The organism is Microbacterium sp. BH-3-3-3 (genome assembly GCF_007679045.1).
In the GTDB taxonomy this organism is placed as follows: domain Bacteria; phylum Actinomycetota; class Actinomycetes; order Actinomycetales; family Microbacteriaceae; genus Microbacterium; species Microbacterium algihabitans.
The window spans coordinates 25789-46316 of sequence record NZ_VEFS01000007.1 but is presented as its reverse complement, the minus strand read 5'-3'; the positions used below and the strand labels follow the sequence as shown (position 1 = coordinate 46316).

General features: G+C 70.5%; 17 protein-coding genes. 5 read left to right on the top strand and 12 right to left on the bottom strand.

Annotated features, from left to right (window positions below; translation table 11 throughout):
• Window positions 1-70: 70 nt before the first annotated feature.
• Window positions 71-1609 carry a phosphotransferase gene (locus tag FS769_RS15875; RefSeq protein ID WP_186325596.1) on the bottom strand — a complete coding sequence of 513 codons (1539 nt, stop codon included), beginning with the start codon at window positions 1607-1609 and terminating at the stop codon, window positions 71-73.
• 134 nt (window positions 1610-1743) lie between these two features.
• Between FS769_RS15875 and nudC the strand changes: the two genes are divergently transcribed.
• Complete coding sequence (gene nudC / locus FS769_RS15870; protein WP_313959278.1) at window positions 1744-3018, top strand: NAD(+) diphosphatase; 1275 nt, start codon at window positions 1744-1746, stop codon at window positions 3016-3018.
• Entirely contained in the window at window positions 3015-4766 is a 1752-nt protein-coding gene (locus FS769_RS15865; RefSeq protein ID WP_144835125.1) for an ATP-dependent helicase, read from the top strand. Before nudC ends, FS769_RS15865 begins: the two co-directional genes overlap by 4 nt.
• A 1047-nt stretch (window positions 4767-5813) precedes the next feature.
• Here the strand turns inward: FS769_RS15865 and FS769_RS15860 are convergent.
• Window positions 5814-7274 (bottom strand): zinc-dependent metalloprotease, encoded by a 1461-nt coding sequence (locus FS769_RS15860; RefSeq protein ID WP_144835332.1) that lies wholly within the window; start codon window positions 7272-7274, stop codon window positions 5814-5816.
• A gap of 185 nt (window positions 7275-7459) precedes the next feature.
• On the opposite strand from FS769_RS15860, the gene FS769_RS15855 reads away from it, so the two are divergent.
• Window positions 7460-8587, top strand: a complete 1128-nt coding sequence (locus FS769_RS15855) for a PDZ domain-containing protein (RefSeq protein WP_144835124.1) — start codon at window positions 7460-7462, stop codon at window positions 8585-8587.
• 43 nt (window positions 8588-8630) lie between these two features.
• Entirely contained in the window at window positions 8631-11582 is a 2952-nt protein-coding gene (locus tag FS769_RS15850) for a UPF0182 family protein (RefSeq protein WP_144835122.1), read from the top strand.
• A 752-nt stretch (window positions 11583-12334) separates the two neighbouring features.
• On the opposite strand, the gene FS769_RS15845 is transcribed toward FS769_RS15850, so the two are convergent.
• From FS769_RS15845 to idi, 7 genes are read right to left on the bottom strand one after another with little or no spacing between them, the layout of a single operon-like run.
• Window positions 12335-13225 (bottom strand): prenyltransferase, encoded by an 891-nt coding sequence (locus FS769_RS15845; RefSeq protein WP_144835121.1) that lies wholly within the window; start codon window positions 13223-13225, stop codon window positions 12335-12337.
• Window positions 13222-13539 carry a lycopene cyclase domain-containing protein gene (locus FS769_RS15840; RefSeq protein WP_144835119.1) on the bottom strand — a complete coding sequence of 106 codons (318 nt, stop codon included), beginning with the start codon at window positions 13537-13539 and terminating at the stop codon, window positions 13222-13224. Before FS769_RS15840 ends, FS769_RS15845 begins: the two co-directional genes overlap by 4 nt.
• Entirely contained in the window at window positions 13536-13886 is a 351-nt protein-coding gene (locus tag FS769_RS15835; protein ID WP_144835118.1) for a lycopene cyclase domain-containing protein, read from the bottom strand. Before FS769_RS15835 ends, FS769_RS15840 begins: the two co-directional genes overlap by 4 nt.
• Window position 13887: 1 nt before the next feature.
• A complete protein-coding gene (gene crtI / locus FS769_RS15830) occupies window positions 13888-15444 on the bottom strand; it encodes a phytoene desaturase family protein (protein WP_144835116.1) in 1557 nt (518 codons plus the stop codon).
• The gene (locus tag FS769_RS15825) at window positions 15441-16310 is read right to left on the bottom strand and encodes a squalene/phytoene synthase family protein (RefSeq protein WP_144835114.1); all 870 of its coding nucleotides are present in this window, start codon (window positions 16308-16310) and stop codon (window positions 15441-15443) included. The genes crtI and FS769_RS15825 overlap by 4 nt, the downstream gene beginning before the upstream one ends.
• Window positions 16307-17374, bottom strand: coding sequence for a polyprenyl synthetase family protein (locus FS769_RS15820; RefSeq protein ID WP_144835112.1), 1068 nt, complete (start codon window positions 17372-17374; stop codon window positions 16307-16309). The genes FS769_RS15825 and FS769_RS15820 overlap by 4 nt, the downstream gene beginning before the upstream one ends.
• On the bottom strand, window positions 17371-17922 hold the full coding sequence (gene idi, locus FS769_RS15815; RefSeq protein WP_144835110.1) for an isopentenyl-diphosphate Delta-isomerase: 552 nt from the start codon (window positions 17920-17922) through the stop codon (window positions 17371-17373). The genes FS769_RS15820 and idi overlap by 4 nt, the downstream gene beginning before the upstream one ends.
• A gap of 63 nt (window positions 17923-17985) precedes the next feature.
• On the opposite strand from idi, the gene FS769_RS15810 reads away from it, so the two are divergent.
• A complete protein-coding gene (locus FS769_RS15810) occupies window positions 17986-18465 on the top strand; it encodes a MarR family transcriptional regulator (protein ID WP_313959277.1) in 480 nt (159 codons plus the stop codon).
• Between the two features lie 57 nt (window positions 18466-18522).
• Here the strand turns inward: FS769_RS15810 and FS769_RS15805 are convergent, their stop codons facing one another.
• From FS769_RS15805 to FS769_RS15795, 3 genes are all read right to left on the bottom strand, one after another.
• On the bottom strand, window positions 18523-19182 hold the full coding sequence (locus tag FS769_RS15805; protein ID WP_144835108.1) for an SUMF1/EgtB/PvdO family nonheme iron enzyme: 660 nt from the start codon (window positions 19180-19182) through the stop codon (window positions 18523-18525).
• Window positions 19183-19488: 306 nt separating this feature from the next.
• On the bottom strand, window positions 19489-19674 hold the full coding sequence (locus FS769_RS15800) for a hypothetical protein (protein ID WP_144835106.1): 186 nt from the start codon (window positions 19672-19674) through the stop codon (window positions 19489-19491).
• 194 nt (window positions 19675-19868) lie between these two features.
• The gene (locus FS769_RS15795) at window positions 19869-20423 is read right to left on the bottom strand and encodes an LPXTG cell wall anchor domain-containing protein (RefSeq protein ID WP_144835104.1); all 555 of its coding nucleotides are present in this window, start codon (window positions 20421-20423) and stop codon (window positions 19869-19871) included.
• Window positions 20424-20528 lie beyond the last annotated feature (105 nt).

Below are 20528 nucleotides of genomic sequence, written 5' to 3'. Positions count from 1 at the left end.
CCGCGACCACTCCTCGGCCCCGCGGAGCGGATGAAGCGGTGCGTTCGTGGTGCGGACGAGCACGCCGCTGTCAGGCGTTGTCGCCCGACACACCCCAGCGGCGCAGCGCGGCGCGGCTCGCGCGGGCGGCATCGGCCTCGTCGTCCACGTGGGAGTCGTCGTGCGCGGCATCCGCCCGCTCGTTCCGCCCGTTGGTGGCGCCATCGAGCGGCAGGCCGTCGAGACGGTCGGTCGACGACTCGTCGTGCGCATCGACGGAGGCGGCGTTCTCGTCATCGCGCGCGGCGAACGAGGTGGCGTCCGATACGGCCGGTCGAGCTTCTTCGGGCTTGCCCCAGAGCGACGTCGCGGCGGTATCGCCGCGGAGTGCCGGTCCGTGGACGGGGTCGTAGCGGCCGTCCCACCCGTTCAGTTCGAGCGGGGCCGTGGCTTCGGGGTCGTCCTCGCGTGCGGGGAGGTCGTCGATGCGGATCGGGCCGGAATCGTCATCCGATTCTTCGGCGTTCGCCAGGGCGTCTGCGGCGGCCGCGCGGTCGCGCTCGGCAGACAGGTACAGCGACAGCGCCTCCGGGTCGTAGGCGTCGGTCTGCATCGACGTGTCGACGCCGTCGGCGGGAGCGACCGCGGGCGAACTCTCGACGAGGGCCATCGCGTCGTCGATGTCGCTGCGGGTGTCGGGCACGATCTGGTCGCCGCGTACACCGTCGGCCAACGCAGTCAGCAGTGCCACGGCGTCGTCGATGACGTCGGTCTCGCCGGCGTCGTGTCCGTGCACGAGCCAGCGTGCGAACTCGAGCTCGGCGTAGAGGCGGGCGCGTTCGCGCAACAGGGGGTCGGGGGAGCGGTCGCCCGCGGCGGCGTATCCAGCGTGCACGTCGTCGGCGGCGAGCGGAGCGGATGCCAACCAGCGCAGGTCGACGGCGGGGTCGCCGACGCTGAGGCCGGCCCAGTCGAGAATGCCGACCACGTGCGGAATCTCGTCGGCGTCGTCGGCGAGCACGATCGAGGTGCTCGTGGCGCCGCCGAGCACGACGGCGGATTCGAAGCGCCACAGGTCGTCGACGTCGAGCGCACGGCGCCAGCGCATCATGAGGTCGTCGCTGACGCGTCCGGTCGAGTCGGCACGGTCGAGCAGGCGCTTGACGTCGTCGCGCACCTGCTCCGGCGAGCGCACCGGCAGTCCGTCGGTCCGCACGATCGAGACGGGCAGCGCGTGCACGGCGGCGAGGGCGCCACCGATCGCGGGCGCGTAGCCCGGTCCCTTGGGCAGGTGAGCCGGGTCGATGCGGTAACCGCGAATCCGGTCGACGACCAGCACGCGCTGGGCCCCCGAGCCGCTTTCGCCGACGACCTCGGGCACGGCGAACGGCAGCAGGGCGCGCACTCCGGCGGTCAGGGCGTGCAGGGCTCGCGCCTCGGCGGCGAGCTCGCCGGCGGTGTCGTCGTCGGTGGGCATGCGCACGATGAGCTCGCGCCCGTCGGCCGTCCGAGCGAGCGCGGCGTCGAAGCGACCGGCCGTGTTCTCGGTCAGCGCACTGACGCTCGTGAAGGCGGTGCCGGGAAGGGCCGCCGTCGCCGACGCGGCTAAAATGAGGGGCGAGCGTGCCATGCCCCCAGGGTAGGTCGGGCCCGTGCTCACCGGCCCGCGCCACGCCCTTGATGGGGGGAGGTCGAGCCCTCGACCCTCCGCTCGCCCCAACCGTTCGGGCTTCTGCTCGTGCTCGCACCGGAAAGAAGTGTTCGATGTCGCTTCCCGCGTCTTCGTCGTCGCAGAACCCGCCCTCGTCGAGTGCGGCTGACAGCGGGCCGCAGGACAGGTCCGCGGATGCCGCTGACCTCGCCGTCGACCGCGCCGGCGCCGAGCGTGACCAGCCCGGCCTGCTCGGGAACCTCGCCGCGGATCCCCGCACGCTCGTGCTCGCCGTGCGCCGCGATGCTGCTCCACTGATCGACGGCCGTCTCGCGTTCGCCTCGTTCGCCGACCTCGCCTCGTCGGCGGCCGGGTCGCAGAAGACTGCCGGGCCCGAGGCATCTGCCTCGGCCGGACCGCAGCATCCCACCGAGCACGCGGCATCCGCGCCGTCGCCGCAGTTCGCCGAGCCCTCCGCTTCGGCCAAATTAGCGCGCCCCGCCGAGCCCATGGCATCCGCCCTCGCCGGTTCCTCCGCCCCGGCCGAATCAGCGCGCCCCGCCGAGTCCACGGCATCCGCCGAGTCAGCGCACCCCGCCGAGCCCACGGCATCCGCCCCCGCCCCCTCGGCGCGCCCCGCCGCACCCGACGCAGCAGCCCCCCACGACATCCCCGGCATCACCCACTGGGCGTTCCTCGGCCGCACGCCCGACCACCGCGCGGTCCTGCTCGCGGTCGTGGCCGACGGCGCGGGTGATGAACTGGTTCCGGATGCCGACTGGGCGCCCCTCCGCGCCGCGGGCGGCGACCTGCCGGCCGGCGAGGCCGAACTGCTGACCACCGCGGTCGCCCTGTCGGGGTGGCTGCGCGATGCCGCGTTCTGCCCCGCGTGCGGCGCGCTCACCGAACTGCGCCAGGCCGGCTGGTCGCGGCACTGCCCGGTGTGCGGGCGCGAGCACTTCCCGCGCACCGACCCCGCGGTCATCGTGCTGCTGACCTCTGCCGAGGGCGACCGCGTGCTTCTGGGCGCCAACGCCGCGTGGGGCGGCGACCGGTACTCGTGCTTCGCCGGGTTCGCCGAGGCGGGGGAGTCGCTCGAAGACGCCGTCGCGCGCGAGGTGAACGAGGAGTCGGGCGTGCGTCTGCGCGAGATCGTGTACCGCGGGTCGCAGGCGTGGCCGTATCCGCGGTCGCTCATGCTCGGGTTCCGCGCGGTCGTGGTCGACGAGGTCGAGGCCCTGGCCGACGGCGAGGAGATCGTCGAGGTGCGCTGGTTCACCCGGGAGGAGATCGGGTCGGCGCTCCGGGGTGAGAGCGCGGTGCACCTGCCGGGGGCCGCGTCGATCGCCCGCCGGTTGGTCGAGGACTGGTACGGAGAGACCGCGTGACCGGACCTCTCGACGGACTCGACGAGCATCAGCTCGAGGCGGCGCGGGCGCTGCGGGGTCCGGTGTGCGTACTCGCGGGTGCCGGCACCGGCAAGACGCGCGTGATCACGCGGCGCATCGCCCACGGCGTCGACACGGGCGCGTACTCGCCGCAGCGCGTGATGGCGGTGACCTTCACCGCGAAGGCCGCGGGCGAGATGCGGGGACGCCTGCGCGCGCTCGGCGTGTCGGGGGTGTCGGCGCGCACGTTTCACGCCGCGGCCCTCGCCCAGGTGAACTTCTTCTGGCCCACGCTCGCGGGCGATCAGGCGCCGTCGATCATCGACAACAAGGTGCGCATGCTCGCGCACGCGGCCGACGGCGTCGGACTGAGTCCCGACACGGCGACACTGCGCGATATCGCGTCGTCGATCGAGTGGCGCAAGGTCACGCTGCGCTCGATCGAGCAGTACGCCGCCGACCGCCCCGACGGCGTGGGGCGTCTCAACGTCGACCAGGTCGTCGCCCTGCAGCGGGCGTACGAGAAGCTCAAAGACGAGCGTCGGCAGATGGACTTCGAAGACGTGCTCCTCACCTGCGCCGGCATGATCGAGGCCGAGCCGCGCGTGGCCGCCGCCGTGCGCGAGCAGTACCGGCACTTCACGGTCGACGAGTACCAGGACGTCTCGCCGTTGCAGAACCGCGTGCTCGAGCTGTGGCTGGGCGATCGTCGCGACCTGTGCGTGGTCGGCGACGCCAGTCAGACCGTGTACTCGTTCACCGGCGCCGATGCGCGCTACCTGCTCGACTTCGAGCGCACGCACGAAGACGCCCGCGTCGTGCGGCTCGAGCGCAACTACCGCTCGACGGCACCCGTTCTGGCGGTGGCCAACGACCTCATGCGCGGGCGGGCCGGCGCGCTCGAGCTCGTGGCCGCGACCGACGCCGACACGCCGGTGCCGACGGTGCGCGGCTTCGACGACGACGAGGCCGAAGCAACGGCGGTCGCGCGATCGATCGCCGACTCTCTGTCGCGCGGCGTCGATCCGCACGACGTCGCGGTGCTGTACCGCTCGCATGCCCAGTCGGCCGCCCTGCTGAACGCGCTGTCGGCGGTCGGGGTCGCGGCATCCGTGCTGGGTGGGCGCAAGTTCTTCGACATGCCCGAGGTGCGGCAGGCGCTGATGGCGCTGCGGGCCGCCTCGGTCGCGCCGATGGAGACCGGCTTTCTCGCCACCGTCCGCGACGTGCTGCGCAGCGTCGGTCTGACCGACGACCCGCCCGCCGCGGGCGGAGCCCTGCGCGAAGCGTGGGAGGCTCGCGCCGCCCTGCTGCGCCTGGCCGAAGAGGCTCCGGCCGGAACCGACCTGCGCTCGTTCACCGACGACCTGCAGGCGCGAGCGCGCGACCAGCACGAACCGACGACGCGCACGGTGACGCTGGCCACGCTGCACGCGGCGAAGGGTCTGGAGTGGGATCACGTCTACCTCGTCGGGGTCAGTGAGGGTCTGCTGCCGATCTCGTACGCGACCACCTTCGAGGCGGTCGACGAAGAGCGGCGTCTTGCGTACGTCGGGGTCACACGTGCGGCGCGGACGCTGTCGCTGAGCTGGGCGCGCGGTCGGGGCCGGATGGAACGCTCGCCGTCGCGCTTTCTTCGAGAGATCGGCAGCGGCAGTCTGCGCTCGGCCGATGCAGCCCCCAGGCCCGCCGGAACGAATCGACGCGCAGGTGCAGCGACCTCGTCGTCTGCTCGATCGGCGCGCTGAGCAAGAAGCGCGCCGCTCGCGCCGCTTCGGCGGCCAGCGCCGGGTCGATCGCGGGCCGCGGCCGGCCGAGCAGTTGCGACGACACCGCCGGCCAGTGCGGATCGCCGCGCTGGCTCTCGGCATCGAGGCACGACAGGCAGGCCGTGCGCCCGGGCGCGACGACTGGCCCGACCGTCGCCGAGGCTCCGTCGAGCACCAGCGGCAGGTGGGTCACGCCGTCACGCGTGTACGCCGCGGCCCGCCGCGGATCCACGCGATGCGCCGCGAGCAGGATCACGCACGACCCCGGTGACGCTCGCTCGCTGGATGCCCCCGCCCACGCGACGATGCGGGTGAGCGGCGGCAGTCCCGCGAGCACGGCGCGGCCGACGCGCGGGTGAAGGTCGTCGGCGATCTGCAGCACGAGCGGAGGCTCGTCGCGGTGCGGCACGAGCGCCGGCGTGACAGCGTCGAGCACCGCATCGGTCGCGGCATCCGACACCCCGTGCACCCGCGCGAGCGCCCGCAACTCCTCGCGAGTCGTGCCGTTCACGAGGGCGGCGACAGCGGCATCCGTCCACCGATCCGAGATCGGCAGGGTCGCGATCGCGCGCGGGCCGAACTGCACGCTGCCGTCGTCACGCCAGAGCGGGGGAGAGGCGGGGTCGAGTCGAAGCATGCCCCGATCCTGACGGGCGGGAAGACTCCGGATGCCGTTGTCCACAGCAACCGACGTCGATCACGCCCCTGGGGAGAAGTGCACTCCGCCGCGCGCGCGACCCTCACACGGGCGTGCGACCGCCCGTCGACCGGCGAGCGACCCGCGAGACTGCACCTCGCTGACAAATCCGCGTCAGGCTGCAACGACGTTGTCAGCGAGTTGCAGCCTCGGCGTGAACGGCGGGCCGCCACGCCTGCGCTCGGGTCGATCGACGGCAAAAGGTCCGCGAGACTGCACCTCGCTGACAAACCCGCGTCAGGCTGCAACGACGTTGTCAGCGAGTTGCAGTCTCGGCGCGAACAGCACCCCGCCGCGCGACCCCAGCGCCGCGGACCCCGCCGCCGCGATCACACGGGCCGCTGGTCTCCCGGAGCGCCGTCCTCGTCGCCCTCACCTGCGCCGTCGCCGGACGCGTCGTCGGAGCGACCTTCTCGCAGGTCTCGCCGCAGGAGGCCCTCACCCGAAGCATCGCCCGAACCAGGCGTCTCGCCCGACTCCTCGGCATCCGCACCCGAATCCCGCCCGCCTTCGGCCTCTTCCGCCAACAGCTGCGCGAGCGCGTCGTCCATCTCGTCCGAGGGCGCCGCTTCACCGCGCGACGCGGCCGTCACCCGCGCGATGAGCGCCGCGGGGTCGTCGATGTCTTCCGACGACGGCATGAGGTCGGGGTAGTCCCACAGTGCGTCGCGGCCCTCGACGCCCACGGCGTCGGTGACGGCGCGCCACATCGCGGCGGCTTCGCGCATACGGCGCGGGCGCAGTTCGAGGCCGACCAGCGCGCCCAGCGCCTGCTCGGCGGGTCCACCGACGGCGCGGCGTCGGCGCACGGCCTCGGCGATGCGCCCCGCCAACGGAAGCCGCGAGGTGGCGTCTTCGGTGACGACGTCGACCCAGCCCTCGATCGTGGCCAGCAGGTTCTCCAGCCGCGTCAGGGCCGCGGTCTGCTCGGGGCTGCGCTCGGGCAGCAGAGCTCCGCTCTCGAGCGCCCCGCGCAGTTCGTCGGGCTGCGAGGGGTCGAAGCGCGAGGCGAGTTCCTCGAGGGCGTCGGTGTCGACGCGGATGCCGTGGGCGAAGTCGCGCACCTGCGAGATGACGTGCAGGCGCAGCCACCGCGCGTGGCGGAACAGGCGTGCGTGCGCGAGCTCGCGCGTCGCGAGGTAGAGCGCGAGCTGGTCGTCGGGGATCTCGAGGTCGCGGCCGAAGTCGGCGAAGTTCTGCGGCAGGATCGCGGCGTCGCCCTCGGGCATGATCGGGATGCCGACGTCTCCGCCACCCACGACCTCGGTCGACAGGCGGCCGACGACGTGGCCGAGCTGCGTGGCGAAGAGCGAGCCGCCGACGGTGCGCATGAGGCGTCCGGCGCCGGCGATCATCTCCTGCATGTCTTCGGGGGCCTGCTGGCCGAGGGCTGCGGTGAGCGCGTCGGCGATGCTCGTGGCGACGGGCTCGGCGAGCTCCTGCCAGACGGGCAGCGTGGCGGTGACCCACGCACCGCGCGTGACGGCGCGGGGAGGGCGAGGCAGGTCCGAGATGGTGGTCGCCGCGCCCAGCCAGAGGGCGGCGAGCGTGAACGCCTGGTCGAGGTCGGTTTTCTGGCCGGTCGTGACGCCCAGGCCGTCCTGGTTGGCGATGTGCAGCGCCTGACGCTCGGTGAGGCCCCAGTCGACGCCTTCCTGCGTGCCGGCGAAGGCGCCCTGCAGCTGGTTCATGACGGCCTGCAGCATGGCGGGGTCGATCTGCATGCCCGACAGGCGCGAGAGCATCTCGGGGTCGATGCCGCTGGTGTCGCCCGACATCAGGCGGCGCATGAGCTCCTGGAACTCTTCCTCGGGGCTCTGCTCGCCGCCACGGTCGTCGTCTGCCACTTCAGCCGCCTTTCAGCCAGGTCTGGGGAATGGTTCTCTACGCTAGTCGCAGGTTTCCCCGCATCTACCGGCCGGGCCCCGCGGCGCTTACGCCCCGCGCGAACGACCCCGGTCAAGGATTGAGCTTCGTGTCCCTTTTCGACGAGAACGTCCGCCTCGAGCCCGCGCCCCGACAGCCGTGGCGTCGCGGCACCGTCATCGGCGTGTGGTCGCTGACGGTGGCCGTGATCGTGCTGTTCGTGCTCACCTTCGTGCCCTCGGCCTACGTCATCCAGCAGCCCGGCCCGGTGTACAACACCCTCGGCACCTCGCCGAACGCCGACGGCGAGCAGGTGCCGCTCATCACCGTTCCGAACGAGCAGGACGACACCACCACCGGCCAGCTCGACCTGCTCACAGTGCAGGTCAGCGGCAACCGCGAGCGCACCCCGTCGTGGATCGAGCTCGCGATGGCGTGGTTCGACCGCTCGCGCGCCGTAGTGCCGATCGACCGCATCTTCCCCGCGGGTCAGACCACCGAGCAGCGCACCAGCGAGAACGCCGCCCTCATGAGCGACTCGCAGCTCGAGGCGAGCGCGGCCGCCCTGCGACAGCTCGGCTACGACGTGCCCGCCGAGATCGCTGTCGGCACGATCGACGACCAGGGCGCGGCGGCGGGTCTGCTGCAGCAGGGCGACGTGCTGCTGTCGGTCGACGGCGCTCCGGCTTCGAACGTGGATGCCGTGCGCTCGGCCGTCCAGAAGGCCGCGGGCGCACCGGTCACCGTGGCCTACCAGCGCGACGGCGCCGACGCCACGGTGCAGATCACGCCGCAGCAGACGACGGTCAACGGCCAGCAGCAGTACCTGCTGGGCGTCGGACTCATGCAGTCGTTCGACCTCCCCGTCGACGTCAAGATCCAGCTGAACGACGTCGGCGGTCCGAGCGCCGGCATGATGTTCGCGCTCGGCATCATCGACAAGATGTCGCCCGGCGACCTCACCGGAGGCCAGCACATCGCCGGCACCGGCACGATCGACGCCGACGGCAACGTGGGCCCGATCGGCGGCATCCGTCAGAAGCTCTACGGCGCGCTCGATGCCGGAGCCACCTACTTCCTGGCCCCGGAGTCGAACTGCAACGAGGTCGTGGGGCACGTGCCCGACGGCATCCGCGTCTTCTCGACCTCGACGCTCGACCAGTCGATGACGGTGCTCGAGACGATCCGCGACAACGGCGATCTCGACGCGCTTGCGACGTGTGGTTCGGGATCGTAGCTTTCACGGCGAACCCCGAGAACCCCGCGCCTAGGATGAAGGGGTGACCACGACCTCAGCGCCGAACCAGGCCACGCCGCCGAACCGCTCCCGACGGATCATCTCGATCACTTTGGCGGTGATCGCAGCGCTCGTCGTCGCGTTCTTCGTCTTCGCGAACCTCTATTCCGACTGGCTGTGGTTCTCGCAGCTGGGCTTCACCACCGTTCTGACCACCCAGTGGATCGGTCGCACGGTGATGTTCGTCGTCGGCTTCCTCGCGATGGCCGTGCCGGTCTGGGGCGTCATCCAGCTCGCCTACCGCCTGCGTCCCGTGTACGCGCGTCTGAGCTCGCAGCTCGACCGCTACCAAGAGGTCGTCGAGCCGCTGCGGCGCCTCGCGATGTGGGGAATCCCGATCTTCTTCGGCTTCTTCGCCGGCTTCGCCGCCTCCGCGCAGTGGGAGACCACCTGGCTGTGGTTCAACGGCGTCAGCACCTCGGTGACCGACCCCCAGTTCGGGCTCGACACGGGCTTCTATCTGTTCGGGATGCCGTTCTACGCGGCAGCGCTCGGTTTCGCCTCGGCCGTGGTGCTGGTGTGCCTGCTGCTGACGGCCGTCGTGTCGTACCTCTACGGCTCGGTCCGCGTCGGACAACGCGAGCTGCGCATCTCCAAGGCCGCGCGCATCCAGCTCGCGATCCTCGCCGGCGTCTACCTGCTGCTGCAGGGTGCGAGCCTGTGGCTCGACCGCTTCCGCACGCTCGTCGAGCCGTCCGAGCGCATCACCGGTCCCGGCTACGTCGGCACCAACGCCGTGATCCCCGGCCAGACGATCCTCGCGATCGCCGCCGTCATCGTGGCGCTGGCGTTCTTCGTCACGGCCTTCATCGGCCGCTGGCGCTACCCGCTGATCGGTACCGCGCTGCTCGTCGTCTCGGCGATCGTCGTGGGTGCGGCCATCCCGTGGGCCGTCACCACCTTCCAGGTGCGCCCCAACGAGCTCACGCTCGAAAGCCAGTACTACCAGCGCAACCTCGATGGCACGAAGGCCGCCTACGGCATCGACAACATCGAGAAAGAGAACTTCCAAGCCGAGACGCAGGCCCAGGCGGGCCAGCTGCGCAACGACGCCGACTCCACCGCGCAGCTGCGCATCATGGACCCGGCCATCATCGGCCCGACCGTCCGTCAGCTCGAGCAGTACCGCGCGTACTACCAGTTCAACACCCCGCTCGACGTCGACCGCTACACGATCAACGGACAGACGCAAGACACCGTGGTGTCGCTGCGCGAGCTCAACATCGGTCAGCTCGGCGACGCGGCCTCGTGGCAGAACACGACCCTCGTCTACACGCACGGCTACGGCATGGTCGCGGCCGCCGGTAACGAGCGCACCGCCGACGGCGACCCCGTCTTCCTCGAGCAGGCGATCCCGGGCACCGGCTTCCTCACCGACCGCAAGTACGAGCCGCGCATCTACTTCGGCGAGCAGTCGCCGCCGTACTCGATCGTGGGCGGCCCCGAGGGCGGCGAGCCGATCGAGCTCGACTACCCGCTGGGCGCCGACGGCGGCACCGAGACGCGCACGACCTTCACCGGCAACGGTGGACCCAGTGTCGGCAACGTCTTCAACCGCCTCATCTACGCGCTGAAGTTCCAGTCGGAGCAGATCCTGTTCTCCGACAACGTGAACCCCGACTCGCAGATCCTCTACGACCGCAACCCGAAGGAGCGCGTGCAGAAGCTCGCGCCCTACCTGACGCTCGATAGCGACCCGTACCCCACGGTCGTCGACGGTCGCATCAAGTGGGTCATCGACGGCTACACGACGAGCGCGAACTACCCGTACTCGTCGAGCGTGTCGCTCTCGCGGGCGATCGCCGACTCGAACAACCCGGCTCCGACTTACGCGCTCGATGACATCAACTACATCCGCAACTCGGTCAAGGCCACGGTCGACGCCTACGACGGCTCGGTGAGCCTGTACGCGTGGGACGACCAAGACCCGCTGCTCAAGGCGTGGCAGAACATCTACCCCACGACCCTCAAGCCGTGGACCGACATGTCGGCCGACCTGATGAGCCACGTGCGGTACCCGACCGACCTGATGAAGGTGCAGCGCTCGATGCTCGGCGTCTACCACGTCGACGACGCGCTCTCCTTCTACCGCCAGGACAACCGGTGGACCACTCCGAACGACCCGCAGGACCCGGCGACCTTCCAGCCGCCGTACTACCTGACGATGAAGATGCCGAACCAGGACGACCCGTCGTACTCGATGTTCACCAGCTTCATCCCGGCGTCGCAGGGCGGTCAGGCGCGAAACGTGCTGACGGGCTACATGGCCGTCGACTCCAACGCGGGCGACCAGCAGGGCACCAAACGCGACGACTACGGCAAGCTCCGAATGCTCGTGATCGATTCGTCGACCACGGTGCCCGGACCCGGCCAGGTGCAGAACACCTTCGACTCCGATACCAACGTGTCGTCGCAGATCAACATCCTGAAACAGGGACAGTCGCAGGTGCTCAACGGCAACCTGCTGACCCTGCCGGTGGGTGGCGGTCTGCTGTACGTGCAGCCGGTCTTCGTCCAGTCGTCGGGTGACACCAAGCTGCCGCAGCTGCGGCGCGTGCTCGTCGCGTTCGGCAACAAGATCGCGTTCGAGAACACGCTGAGCGAAGCGCTCGACTCGCTGTTCGGCGGTGACTCCGGAGCGAATACGGGCGACGAGACCGTCACCCCGACCGACCAGGGTTCAGGCACGACGGGTGGCACGGGTGGCGGCACGACCGTTCCGACGGGCGACTACGCCGCGGCCCTGCAGGAGGCGCGTGACGCGCTGAACGCTCGCCAGGCGGCGCTGACCAGCGGTGACCTCGCGGCGTTCGCCACACAGGATGCCCGCCTGACCGCGGCCGTCCAGCGCCTGCTCGACCTCGAGACGAACGGCCAGGGCGGCACGGCGACCACGTCGCCCACCCCGGCTCCGTCGGAGACCCCCGCGGGCTGACCCCCGCTCGACCGATCGCCGGCGTCCCGCTCCAGCGGGGCGCCGGCGTCGTCGTTCCCGCGGCAAAGGTGGCTGAGCCTGTCGAATCAAGGTGGCTGAGCTTGTCGAAGCCAGCAAGTCGCGCGGCGGTAGAGGTGGCTGAGCCTGTCGAAGCCCCCAAGTCGCGCGGCGGCAAGGTGGCTGAGCCTGTCGAAGCCACCGGGGCACCGCGGGTCCCGGTCCCTTCGACAAGCTCAGGGACCTAGCAAGGTGGCTGAGCTTGTCGAAGCCACCGGGGCACCGCGGGTCCCGGTCCCTTCGACAAGCTCAGGGACCTGGCAAGTTGGCTGAGCCTGTCGAATCAAGGTGGCTGAGCCTGTCGAAGCCCCCGGTGGACAGCGGGTCCCGGTCCCTTCGACAAGCTCAGGGACTAGCAAGGTGGCTGAGCCTGTCGAATCAAGGTGGCTGAGCCTGTCGAAGCCACCGGGCCACCGCGGGTCCCGGTCCCTTCGACAAGCTCAGGGACCTGTGTCGCGCGCCGGTGGACAACGGGTCCCGGTCCCTTCGACAAGCTCAGGGACCTGTGTCGCGCGCCGGTGCACAGCGGGTCCCGGTCCCTTCGACAAGCTCAGGGACCTGGGTCACCGCGGGTCCCGGTCCCTTCGACAAGCTCAGGGACCTGGGCCACCGCGGGTCCCGGTCCCTTCGACAAGCTCAGGGACCTGGCTGCCCACAGCGGGTCCCGGTCCCTTCGACAAGCTCAGGGACCTGGGTCACGCGCTGATGAACCACCACCAGATCAACAGCATCGTCGTGCCGAAGCCGGCGATCTGATTGAGCCACAAGAAGCGGTTCCAGCCGGCGGTGGCGCGGTCGCTCTCGGCATCCGTCACGTTCCGGTACGGCCAGCACACGACGAGGTACGGAATCACCAGCAGCGCGGCCAGCGGCCCCGGCCACGCGGTGAACAGCATCGCCACCCCCGCGAGCCCGTAGCAGACCAGCGCGAAGCGCACGGTCCAGCGCGCCCCGCGGGCGGTGGCGATCGACGAGATGTCGGCGGCGCGGTCGGCCTCGACGTCTTGCACGGCGCCGAAGGCGTGCGAGGCGATGCCCCACAGCGCGAACGCGATGAAGACGAACACGAGCTGCCAGGTCCACACCGCTCCGGCGAGCACGAGGCCGTAGATCGCGGGCGAGAAGAAGTGGATGCTGCTGGTCATCGAGTCGAGGAACGGGCGTTCCTTCAACCGCAGCGGCGGCGCGGAGTAGAACACGACGAAGAACAGGCTCAGTGCGAGCACGAGCCACGACAGCGGCGACCCGATGATCACGAGGTACACCACGAACGGCAGGCACGACAGCGCCGAGGCCCACAGCGTGATGGGGTGCATGCGCTTGGCGAGCACGGCGCCGTGGGTTCCGCCCTTGCGGGGATTGCGCAGGTCCGACTCGTAGTCGAACACGTCGTTCACCCCGTACATCGCGAGGTTGTACGGCACGAGGAAGAAGATGATCCCGACGATCAGCGGCACGTCGATCTGTCGCGTGGTCAGCAGGTAGGCCGCGGCGAAGGGGAAGGCCGTGTTGATCCAGCTGACGGGCCGTGACGACACGAAGAGTTCGCGCACCACGCGTCCGGGGGTGAGGGCGGGGGTGGTCATGCGGCGTCCTTCGGGGCGTGGCGAGGCGAGAGCAGGGTGAACAGCGACGGCACGAGGAACGCCGCGCACAGCGGGTAGGCGAAGTCCTCGATCGGCGCGAGTCCGAGCTTGAGTCCGCTGAGGTGCTCTCGAGGGTACGAGAACAGGTCGACGGCGATCATGAGGTTGTCGAACACGAGGGTGAGGCCCACCAGCACGAGGGCGGTGAGGGCGGCGGATGCCATGCGCTCGCGGAACCGCGGACGCCGCGCCGTCGCCAGCGTCACGATCAGCGTGATCACCACGAACGGCACGACGATGAGCGGGTAGGTCACGACGCCCCCCGCACGTCCGAAGCCGACGCAGCAGAACGAGCAGCAGCCCGCCGCTCGAACACCGCGAACATCACGATCGCCAGGTAGCTCAGGAACAGCAGGAAGAACAGTTCCTCCAGTGGCAGGTGCGGGGCGAGCATCACGCCGACGAACAGCGGGCTCTCACCCTTGACGAACACGCCGGTGGCGATGCCGACGAGGTCCCACGCGAGGAAGAACACCGTGCCGCCCAGCACCGCGAGCGCGGTGCGGAGAGGAGCGACCCGCAGCGCAAGCGAGTACTTCCAGTCGATCAGCATCATGCCGATCAGCGAGAAGAGGATCGCGCCCAGGTAGATCCCCGGCACCTCAGACCGCCGCGTGCGCGGGTTCCGCCAGGGGGCCGGCGGTGGTGTCGCCGGTCATGCGCTTGACCACGAGCTCGGCCGAGATGAGGCACATCGGCAGGCCGATGCCCGGCAGCACCGAGGTGCCGGCGTAGAAGAGGTTCTCGACCTTGCGCGAGCGGTTCTTCGGGCGGAAGATCGCGCTCTGGTTGAGCGTATGCGCAAGTCCCAGCGAGTTGCCGTGCCAGGCGTGCAGGTCTTCCTTGAAGTCCTCGGGAGCGATGGTCTTTCGCACCACGATGCGGTCGGCGAGATCCGGGATGCCGGTCCATTCGGCGATCTGCGCGATCACGCGGTCGGCGGCCTTCTCGATCCGCTCGTCGCCGGCGCCCGAGACGCCTCCGCGGCCGCTGTCGGGGTCGGCGGGCACGGGGACGAGCACGAACAGGTTCTCGTGTCCTTCCGGCGCGACGGAATCGTCGGAGGCGCTGGGGCGGCAGATGTAGATCGACGCGGGGTCGGGGATCATCTTGTTCTCGCCGAAGATGGCGTCGAAGTTCGTGTGCCAGTCGTCCGTGAACAGCAGCGTGTGGTGGGTGAGCTGCGGCAGCTCGCCCACCACGCCGAGCAGCAGCAGCAGGGCGCCGGGGCTGGGTACCTTGTCCTTCCACCAGCGCTCGGGGTACTGGCGGTCCTTCTCTTCGAGCAGCTCGTTCTCGGTGTGGTGCAGGTCGGCGCCCGAGACCACGGCATCCGCGGCGATCACTCGACCGTCGGCGAGGCGCACGCCGCGAGCGAGGCCCGACTCGGTGATGATCGCTTCGACCGGCGACGAGGTCTCGATGCGCACTCCGCGTTCGCGCGCGAGCTTCTCGATGGCCTTGATGATCTCGGTCATGCCGCCCTTGGGGTACAGCACGCCGTCGCCCAGGTCGAGGTGACTCATCAGGTGGTACAGGCTCGGCACCTCGAAGGGCGATCCGCCGAGGAACACCGCGGGGTAGGCCAGGATCTGCTGCAACCGGGTGTTCTTGAAGTCGGTGGTGACACGCTTCCACAGGGTGCGGGTGAGCAGGGGGATGAGCGTGGGGAGGCGCTTCACCAACGCGGGGTCGCGCAGGCCCTTGGTCGACGAGTACGGGTCGTAGAGGAACTTCGACGTCGACAGCTCGTAGGCGTCTTTCGCGGAGTCGAGGTAGGCGTCGATGTTGTCACCCGAGCCCGGCTCGTGCTTCTCGAACAGTTCGCGCACGGCTTCGCGGCCCGACACGATGTCGATCGGCTCGCCCTGCCCGGGAGGCCCGTACACGCGGTACGCGGGGTCGAGGCGCACGAGGTCGAGCTCTTCCGCGGCGCTCGTGCCGAGCAGGCGGAAGTAGTGGTCGAACACCTCGGGCATGAGGTACCAGCTGGGGCCGGTGTCGAAGCGGAAGCCGTCGCTCTCCCACGAGCCGGCGCGCCCGCCGAGGGCGTCACGGCCCTCGAAGAGCTGGACGTCGTATCCGCGGTCGGCGAGCAGGGCGGCGGTTCCGAGACCGGCGATTCCGCCTCCGACGACGACGATGCGCTGGGCGCTCATGAGCGTGAACCTTTCGGGGGGCGACCAAGCAGGGCGCGGGCGGCGAGGGTGGCTTTGACACCGTCGGGAACGCGGACGCGGGGTGCGCCGGCGGGGGAGGAGCGGAGCCGCCGAGACAGCTCGGCGAACAGGTCGTGGGCCGTCGTGACCGCGGCGCGGCAGTCGGGCGGCAGGTGGGGGATGACGGATGCCGCGGCGGCGAGGTCGGCGTCGATGCGGTCGAGCACGGCGACACGGCGTTCGTCGTCGGCCGCGCCGTCGAGGTAGTCGCGGCCGAGGCGGTCGGCGTCGTCGGCGAGGTCGCGCAGGAAGTTGACGTCTTGGAACGCCGCTCCCAGCCGTCGCGCACCGTCGACGAGGTCGGCCGCGGGCTGCGCGGGGGCCGACATGCCGGCGTTCAGGAACACCTGCAGGCACATGAGTCCGACGACCTCGGCCGAGCCGTAGACGTAGGCGTCGTGCGAGAGGTCGTCGTGCTCGGCGGTGTCGATGTCGGTGCGCATCGAGGTGAAGAACGGCGCGATCAGGTCGTCGCCGATGCCGCACTCTCGCGCGGTGCGGGCGAAGGCGTGCACGACGAGGTTCGCGCTGAACCCGGTCGCGATGGCATCCCGCACCTCCTGCTCGAGGCCGTCGAGCACCTGGCGCTCGCGCTCGGGCGAGAGGCCGGCGTCGCGCGCGGGGCCGTCGACGATCTCGTCGGCCACCCGCACGAGAGCGTAGATGTTGCGCACGTGCGGGCGCGGGCGGGGCCCGAGCAGGCGTGCGGCGATGCCGAACGAGGTGGAGTAGCGCTGGATGACGGCGGCTGCGGCCGCGTCGGCGGTTTGCGAATACAGTTCGAGGCCCGTGGGCGCGGTGCTCACGGAACGCGCTCCTGCACGGCGTCGACGAGTTCGAGCAGCATCGCGCGGCACGCGGCCGGAAGAGTGGATGCCGTGACGATCGCCCGCGCTTCGTCGAGCGTCTCGCACACGAGGTCTTCGAGGCGTGCGCGGGCTCCTGACGCCGACAGGGCGACCTGTGCGGCCCGGATGGCCACCGGACCCGTGTGGGCCTGGGCGAGCGCTTCGCTGACCTCGGGCCAGCTCTCGGTCTCGCGCGCGAGCGAGATGAGGTGTGTCTTCTTCGCTTCGCGCAGGTCGCAGCCCTCGTCCTTGCCGGATGCTGCGGCCGTGCCGAACGCACCGATGAGGTCGTCGATCAGCTGGTAGCCGAGACCCAGGCGCTGGCCGAAGCGCTGCAGCGCGTGGCGCGTGGGGGCGTCGGCCTCGGCCATGACGGCACCGGCTTCGAGCGGGGCCGAGAACGAGTACACGGCGGTCTTGTCGTGCGTGGTGCGCAGCACGGTGTCGGGGTCGGCTTCGCCCGGCGACACGGCGTTCTCGACGTCGGCGAGCTCTCCGGCCGCCGACACGAGCACGGCCTCGTCGAACAGGGCCAGCAGCTCGGCGCGCAGCGTCGAGGGGATCTCGGCCAGGGCGATCAGGCGTCCGGCCTCGTGCAGCAGAAGGTCGCCGGCGAGGATCGCGGCGGCGTCTCCGAGCAGCGCCGCGCCCGCGGCATCCGCTCCCTTGTCGCTGGCGCGTAGGCGGAACTCCCCGCCGACGTTGGGCACGCCACGGCGTTCGGTGTCGTGGTCGATCACGTCGTCGTGCACGACGAAGGCGGTGTGCAGCAGTTCGAACGCAGCGGCCACCTGGTACAGCGCGGGCAGCGCGATGTCGGGGCCGTCGAGTGTCTCGAACGCGGCCACCACCAGCAGCGGACGGAAGCGCTTGCCACCGTCCGTCGCGCGGCGGATGGCGGATGCCAGGGCCTGGGCGCCGTCACCGAGTCGCTGCGAGCGCGCCTCGAGGCGAGACAGCGCCGCGTCGATCTCGGCGTCGATGCCGTGACGGGCCACGGAGGTCGAGGCGAGGGCGATCATGACGCGCGCCTCACCGCTTGGGGTGTCTCGAAGAGGTGAAGCTGCTGCGCCTGCAGAACGAGCCACGGGCTGAACGCCCAGGGCGTGGCCTCGAGCGAGGCGGCGAGCGCGAACGGGTCGACCCAGCGGTACTCGGCGACCTCGTCGGGGTTGGGCTGGGGCTCGGCGTCGGTGCGCGCGACGTAGACGGGGCAGATCTCGTGCTCGACGATGCCGCTGGCGTCGACCGCGCGGTAACGGAACAGGGGGAGTGCGAGCTCGAGGTCGCGCACGGCGAGACCCACTTCGAACTCGGCGCGACGGTGGACCGCCGACAGCACGGGCTCGGCGGGACCGGGGTGGCCGCAGAATGAATTGGTCCAGACACCCGGCCAGGTCTTCTTGTGCAATGCGCGACGCGTGACGAGAACCTCTCCGGCTGCATTCACAACGTGACATGAGAATGCGAGGTGAAGCTGGGTGTCGGTGCCGTGCACGCTAGCCTTGGGCGCCGTGCCAATCTCGTTGCCGAAGTCGTCCAGGAGGACGACATATTCGGTCTCGCTCATCGTGTCTCCCGTTTGCTAGTTTAGCTAGCGATGTGAGCCTGACTATACCTAGGGTGAAAGGGGGTGTCCACTGTGACGGATGCCGTGTCGACCTCTGGTACAAGGCCTGCGGTGATGCACACGCTCACCGCAGTGCAATCGCTCAGTGACGCTCTCGACCGCATGCACAGCGGGATGAAGGGCGATATGGATATGAATGCCAGCGACCTCGCGACGCTGCGCATGCTGACCATTCGCGAAAGACGCGGACAGATGGTCAGCCCCCACGACGTGGCGACGCATCTGCGCATTTCGACCGCGTCGACCACGAAGCTCATCGATCGTCTCGTTGCGGCGGGTCATCTCGAGCGGCGGCCGCACCCCTCCGACGGCCGTGCCCGCGTGGTGGTGCTCACCGAGAAGTCGCGGCGCGAGTTCTTCCGGCACTTCGGTGGTCATCTGATGGCCATGAGCGAGACCGCGGCGGCGTTCGACGACGAGCAGCTCGAGACCATCACCCGCTTCATGGACGAACTCACCACCGCCATTTCGACGGACGACTGAGGCCCTCTCCGCACCCCGTTCGCGGGCACTCGGTTTCGCCCGCGCTGAGGCGCAACCTCACCCGAGACCGGGGATCGGCCCCCGCGCGACCCGCACGCCGACGTCGTCGAAGGCATCGCGCGGCCGCCCTCCGCGTCGTGCTGCCGCCCGCACCTCGGCCGGGGCATCCGACCAGCCGCCGCCCCGGAACACGCGCGCGTCGCTCTCGCCCTCGGGGTCGTAGAGGTCGCTGCACCACTCCCACACGTTGCCGAGCGTGTCGAACAGGCCGTGCAGGTTCGGCATCCGTCCCCCGACGTCGACGGGGCCCCGCAGGCCGTCTGCGGCCGTCCACGCGATGTCGCGCACGGGGCCGTAGGCGGGCCCGGTGGCGCCGGCGCGGCAGGCGTACTCCCACTCGTCTTCGGTGGGCAGGCGGAAGCCGTCGGAGTCGGGGTCGGGGCGCACCACCTCGCCGTCGAACGAGTAGACCGGGTCGAGGCCCTCCCACTCGCTCAGGGCGTTGCAGAGGCGGATGGCGCGTAGCCAGCTGATCTCGGTCGCCGGATGCCGCGGATTGCGCGCCGGGATGCCGATGAGGTCGGCCACTTGCTCTTCGGTCACCGGGTAGACGCCGATCTCGAAGGCCTCGACGACGATCTCGCGCCGCTCGACGCCGCGCAGGTCGCCGCGCAGCACGCTGCCGGCGGCGATGCGCGCCATCTCGACGTCGGTCACGCGCACACCGCGGACGGCGCCGGGAGGGCGGGGGAGCGGCGGTCGCGACGCGCGCGATCGAGGCGGGGGGAGAAGAGCATGTGCCCAGTGAAGCGGGCCGGGGGGCCGCACCGAGGTGGGTTGACGCGCGAGGCGTGACGCCGCGTGTGGCGAGCCGGGGGGCCGCAACGCAATCTGTGGGGCGCGAGGTGCGCGGTGGGGGGAGGGGGTGGAAGCCGGGGGGCCGCAACGCAGTCTGTGGGGTGGGTGGTGCTGTGTGCTGGGGGAGCGAGCCGGGGGGCCGCAACGCAGTTCGTGGGTGTGGGGTCAGTCGTCTTCGAACATGGGCTCCCAGCCGGGCTCGAAGGGGTCTTCGGGCAGGCCGGTCTCTCGTCCGCGGTTATCGATGGCGTCTTGCCACCGGATGCCGATGTCTTCCGGTGCGGTGACCTCAAGGCACTCGGGGCACCGCCAGCACGCCTCGATGAGGGAGCCGAAGGGTTCGAGTGACACGAGGCATTCGCCGCACTTGGGAGATGACATCCAGTCGTTCACGTGGATCACGCTAGCTTGGGCGTCTGGCTGCCGCGGGGGTGCCGGGAGCGGGTGAAGTCGGGGCGGTTCTCGGACGTGTGGAGTGTCCATGGGAACGACGAAGGGGCCGTCACCGACCTGAGTCGATGACGGCCCCTTCGTAGAGGTGTGTCTTACGCGCTTTCGTTGCGACGACGCGTCTTGGCGACGACCGTGACGGCCGCACCGGCGAGCACGAGGGCTCCGCCGCCGACCCAGATGCCGAGCATCGAGTCGGTGTTCATGCCGGTCGCGGGGAGGGCGTTGCTGCCGCCCGCGTTGGTGCCGCCGCCGGTCGAGCCGCCACCGGTGCCTGCGCCGGTTCCGGGCTGGCCGTCGGCGCGAGCGCCGGAGGCTGCGAGGGTGTAGGTGCCCACGGGGTTGGCCGGCAGGGTGACAACCGCGGTCGCGCTACCCGAGGCGTCAGCAGTCTTGGTGACCGAGGCTGCCGAGACGGGCAGGTTCGCGGTGGCGATGTTGGCGCCCGTCACTCCAACGCCGACGAGCGTGAATTGAACGGGGGTGCCGGGCTCAAAGCCGCTAACGGGAACGGGCCCGTCGGACGTGATGGTCAGGGTGACCGTGCCGGGGCCGGTCGGCACGTATGCCTGAGCGACAGCCGGGGCTGCGAAGAGCAGCGCGCCGGCGAGGGCCAGAGACGCGCCCGCCTTCGTGATGTTGAGCTTCATGAGTGCCTGCTTTCGTTACCGGCGTGCCGGTGCTGAGATGGACCGCTCCGTATGCGCTGCCCCTGTAGTGCGCAAGGGGTGGACAACGATGAAGCGACGAGTGAG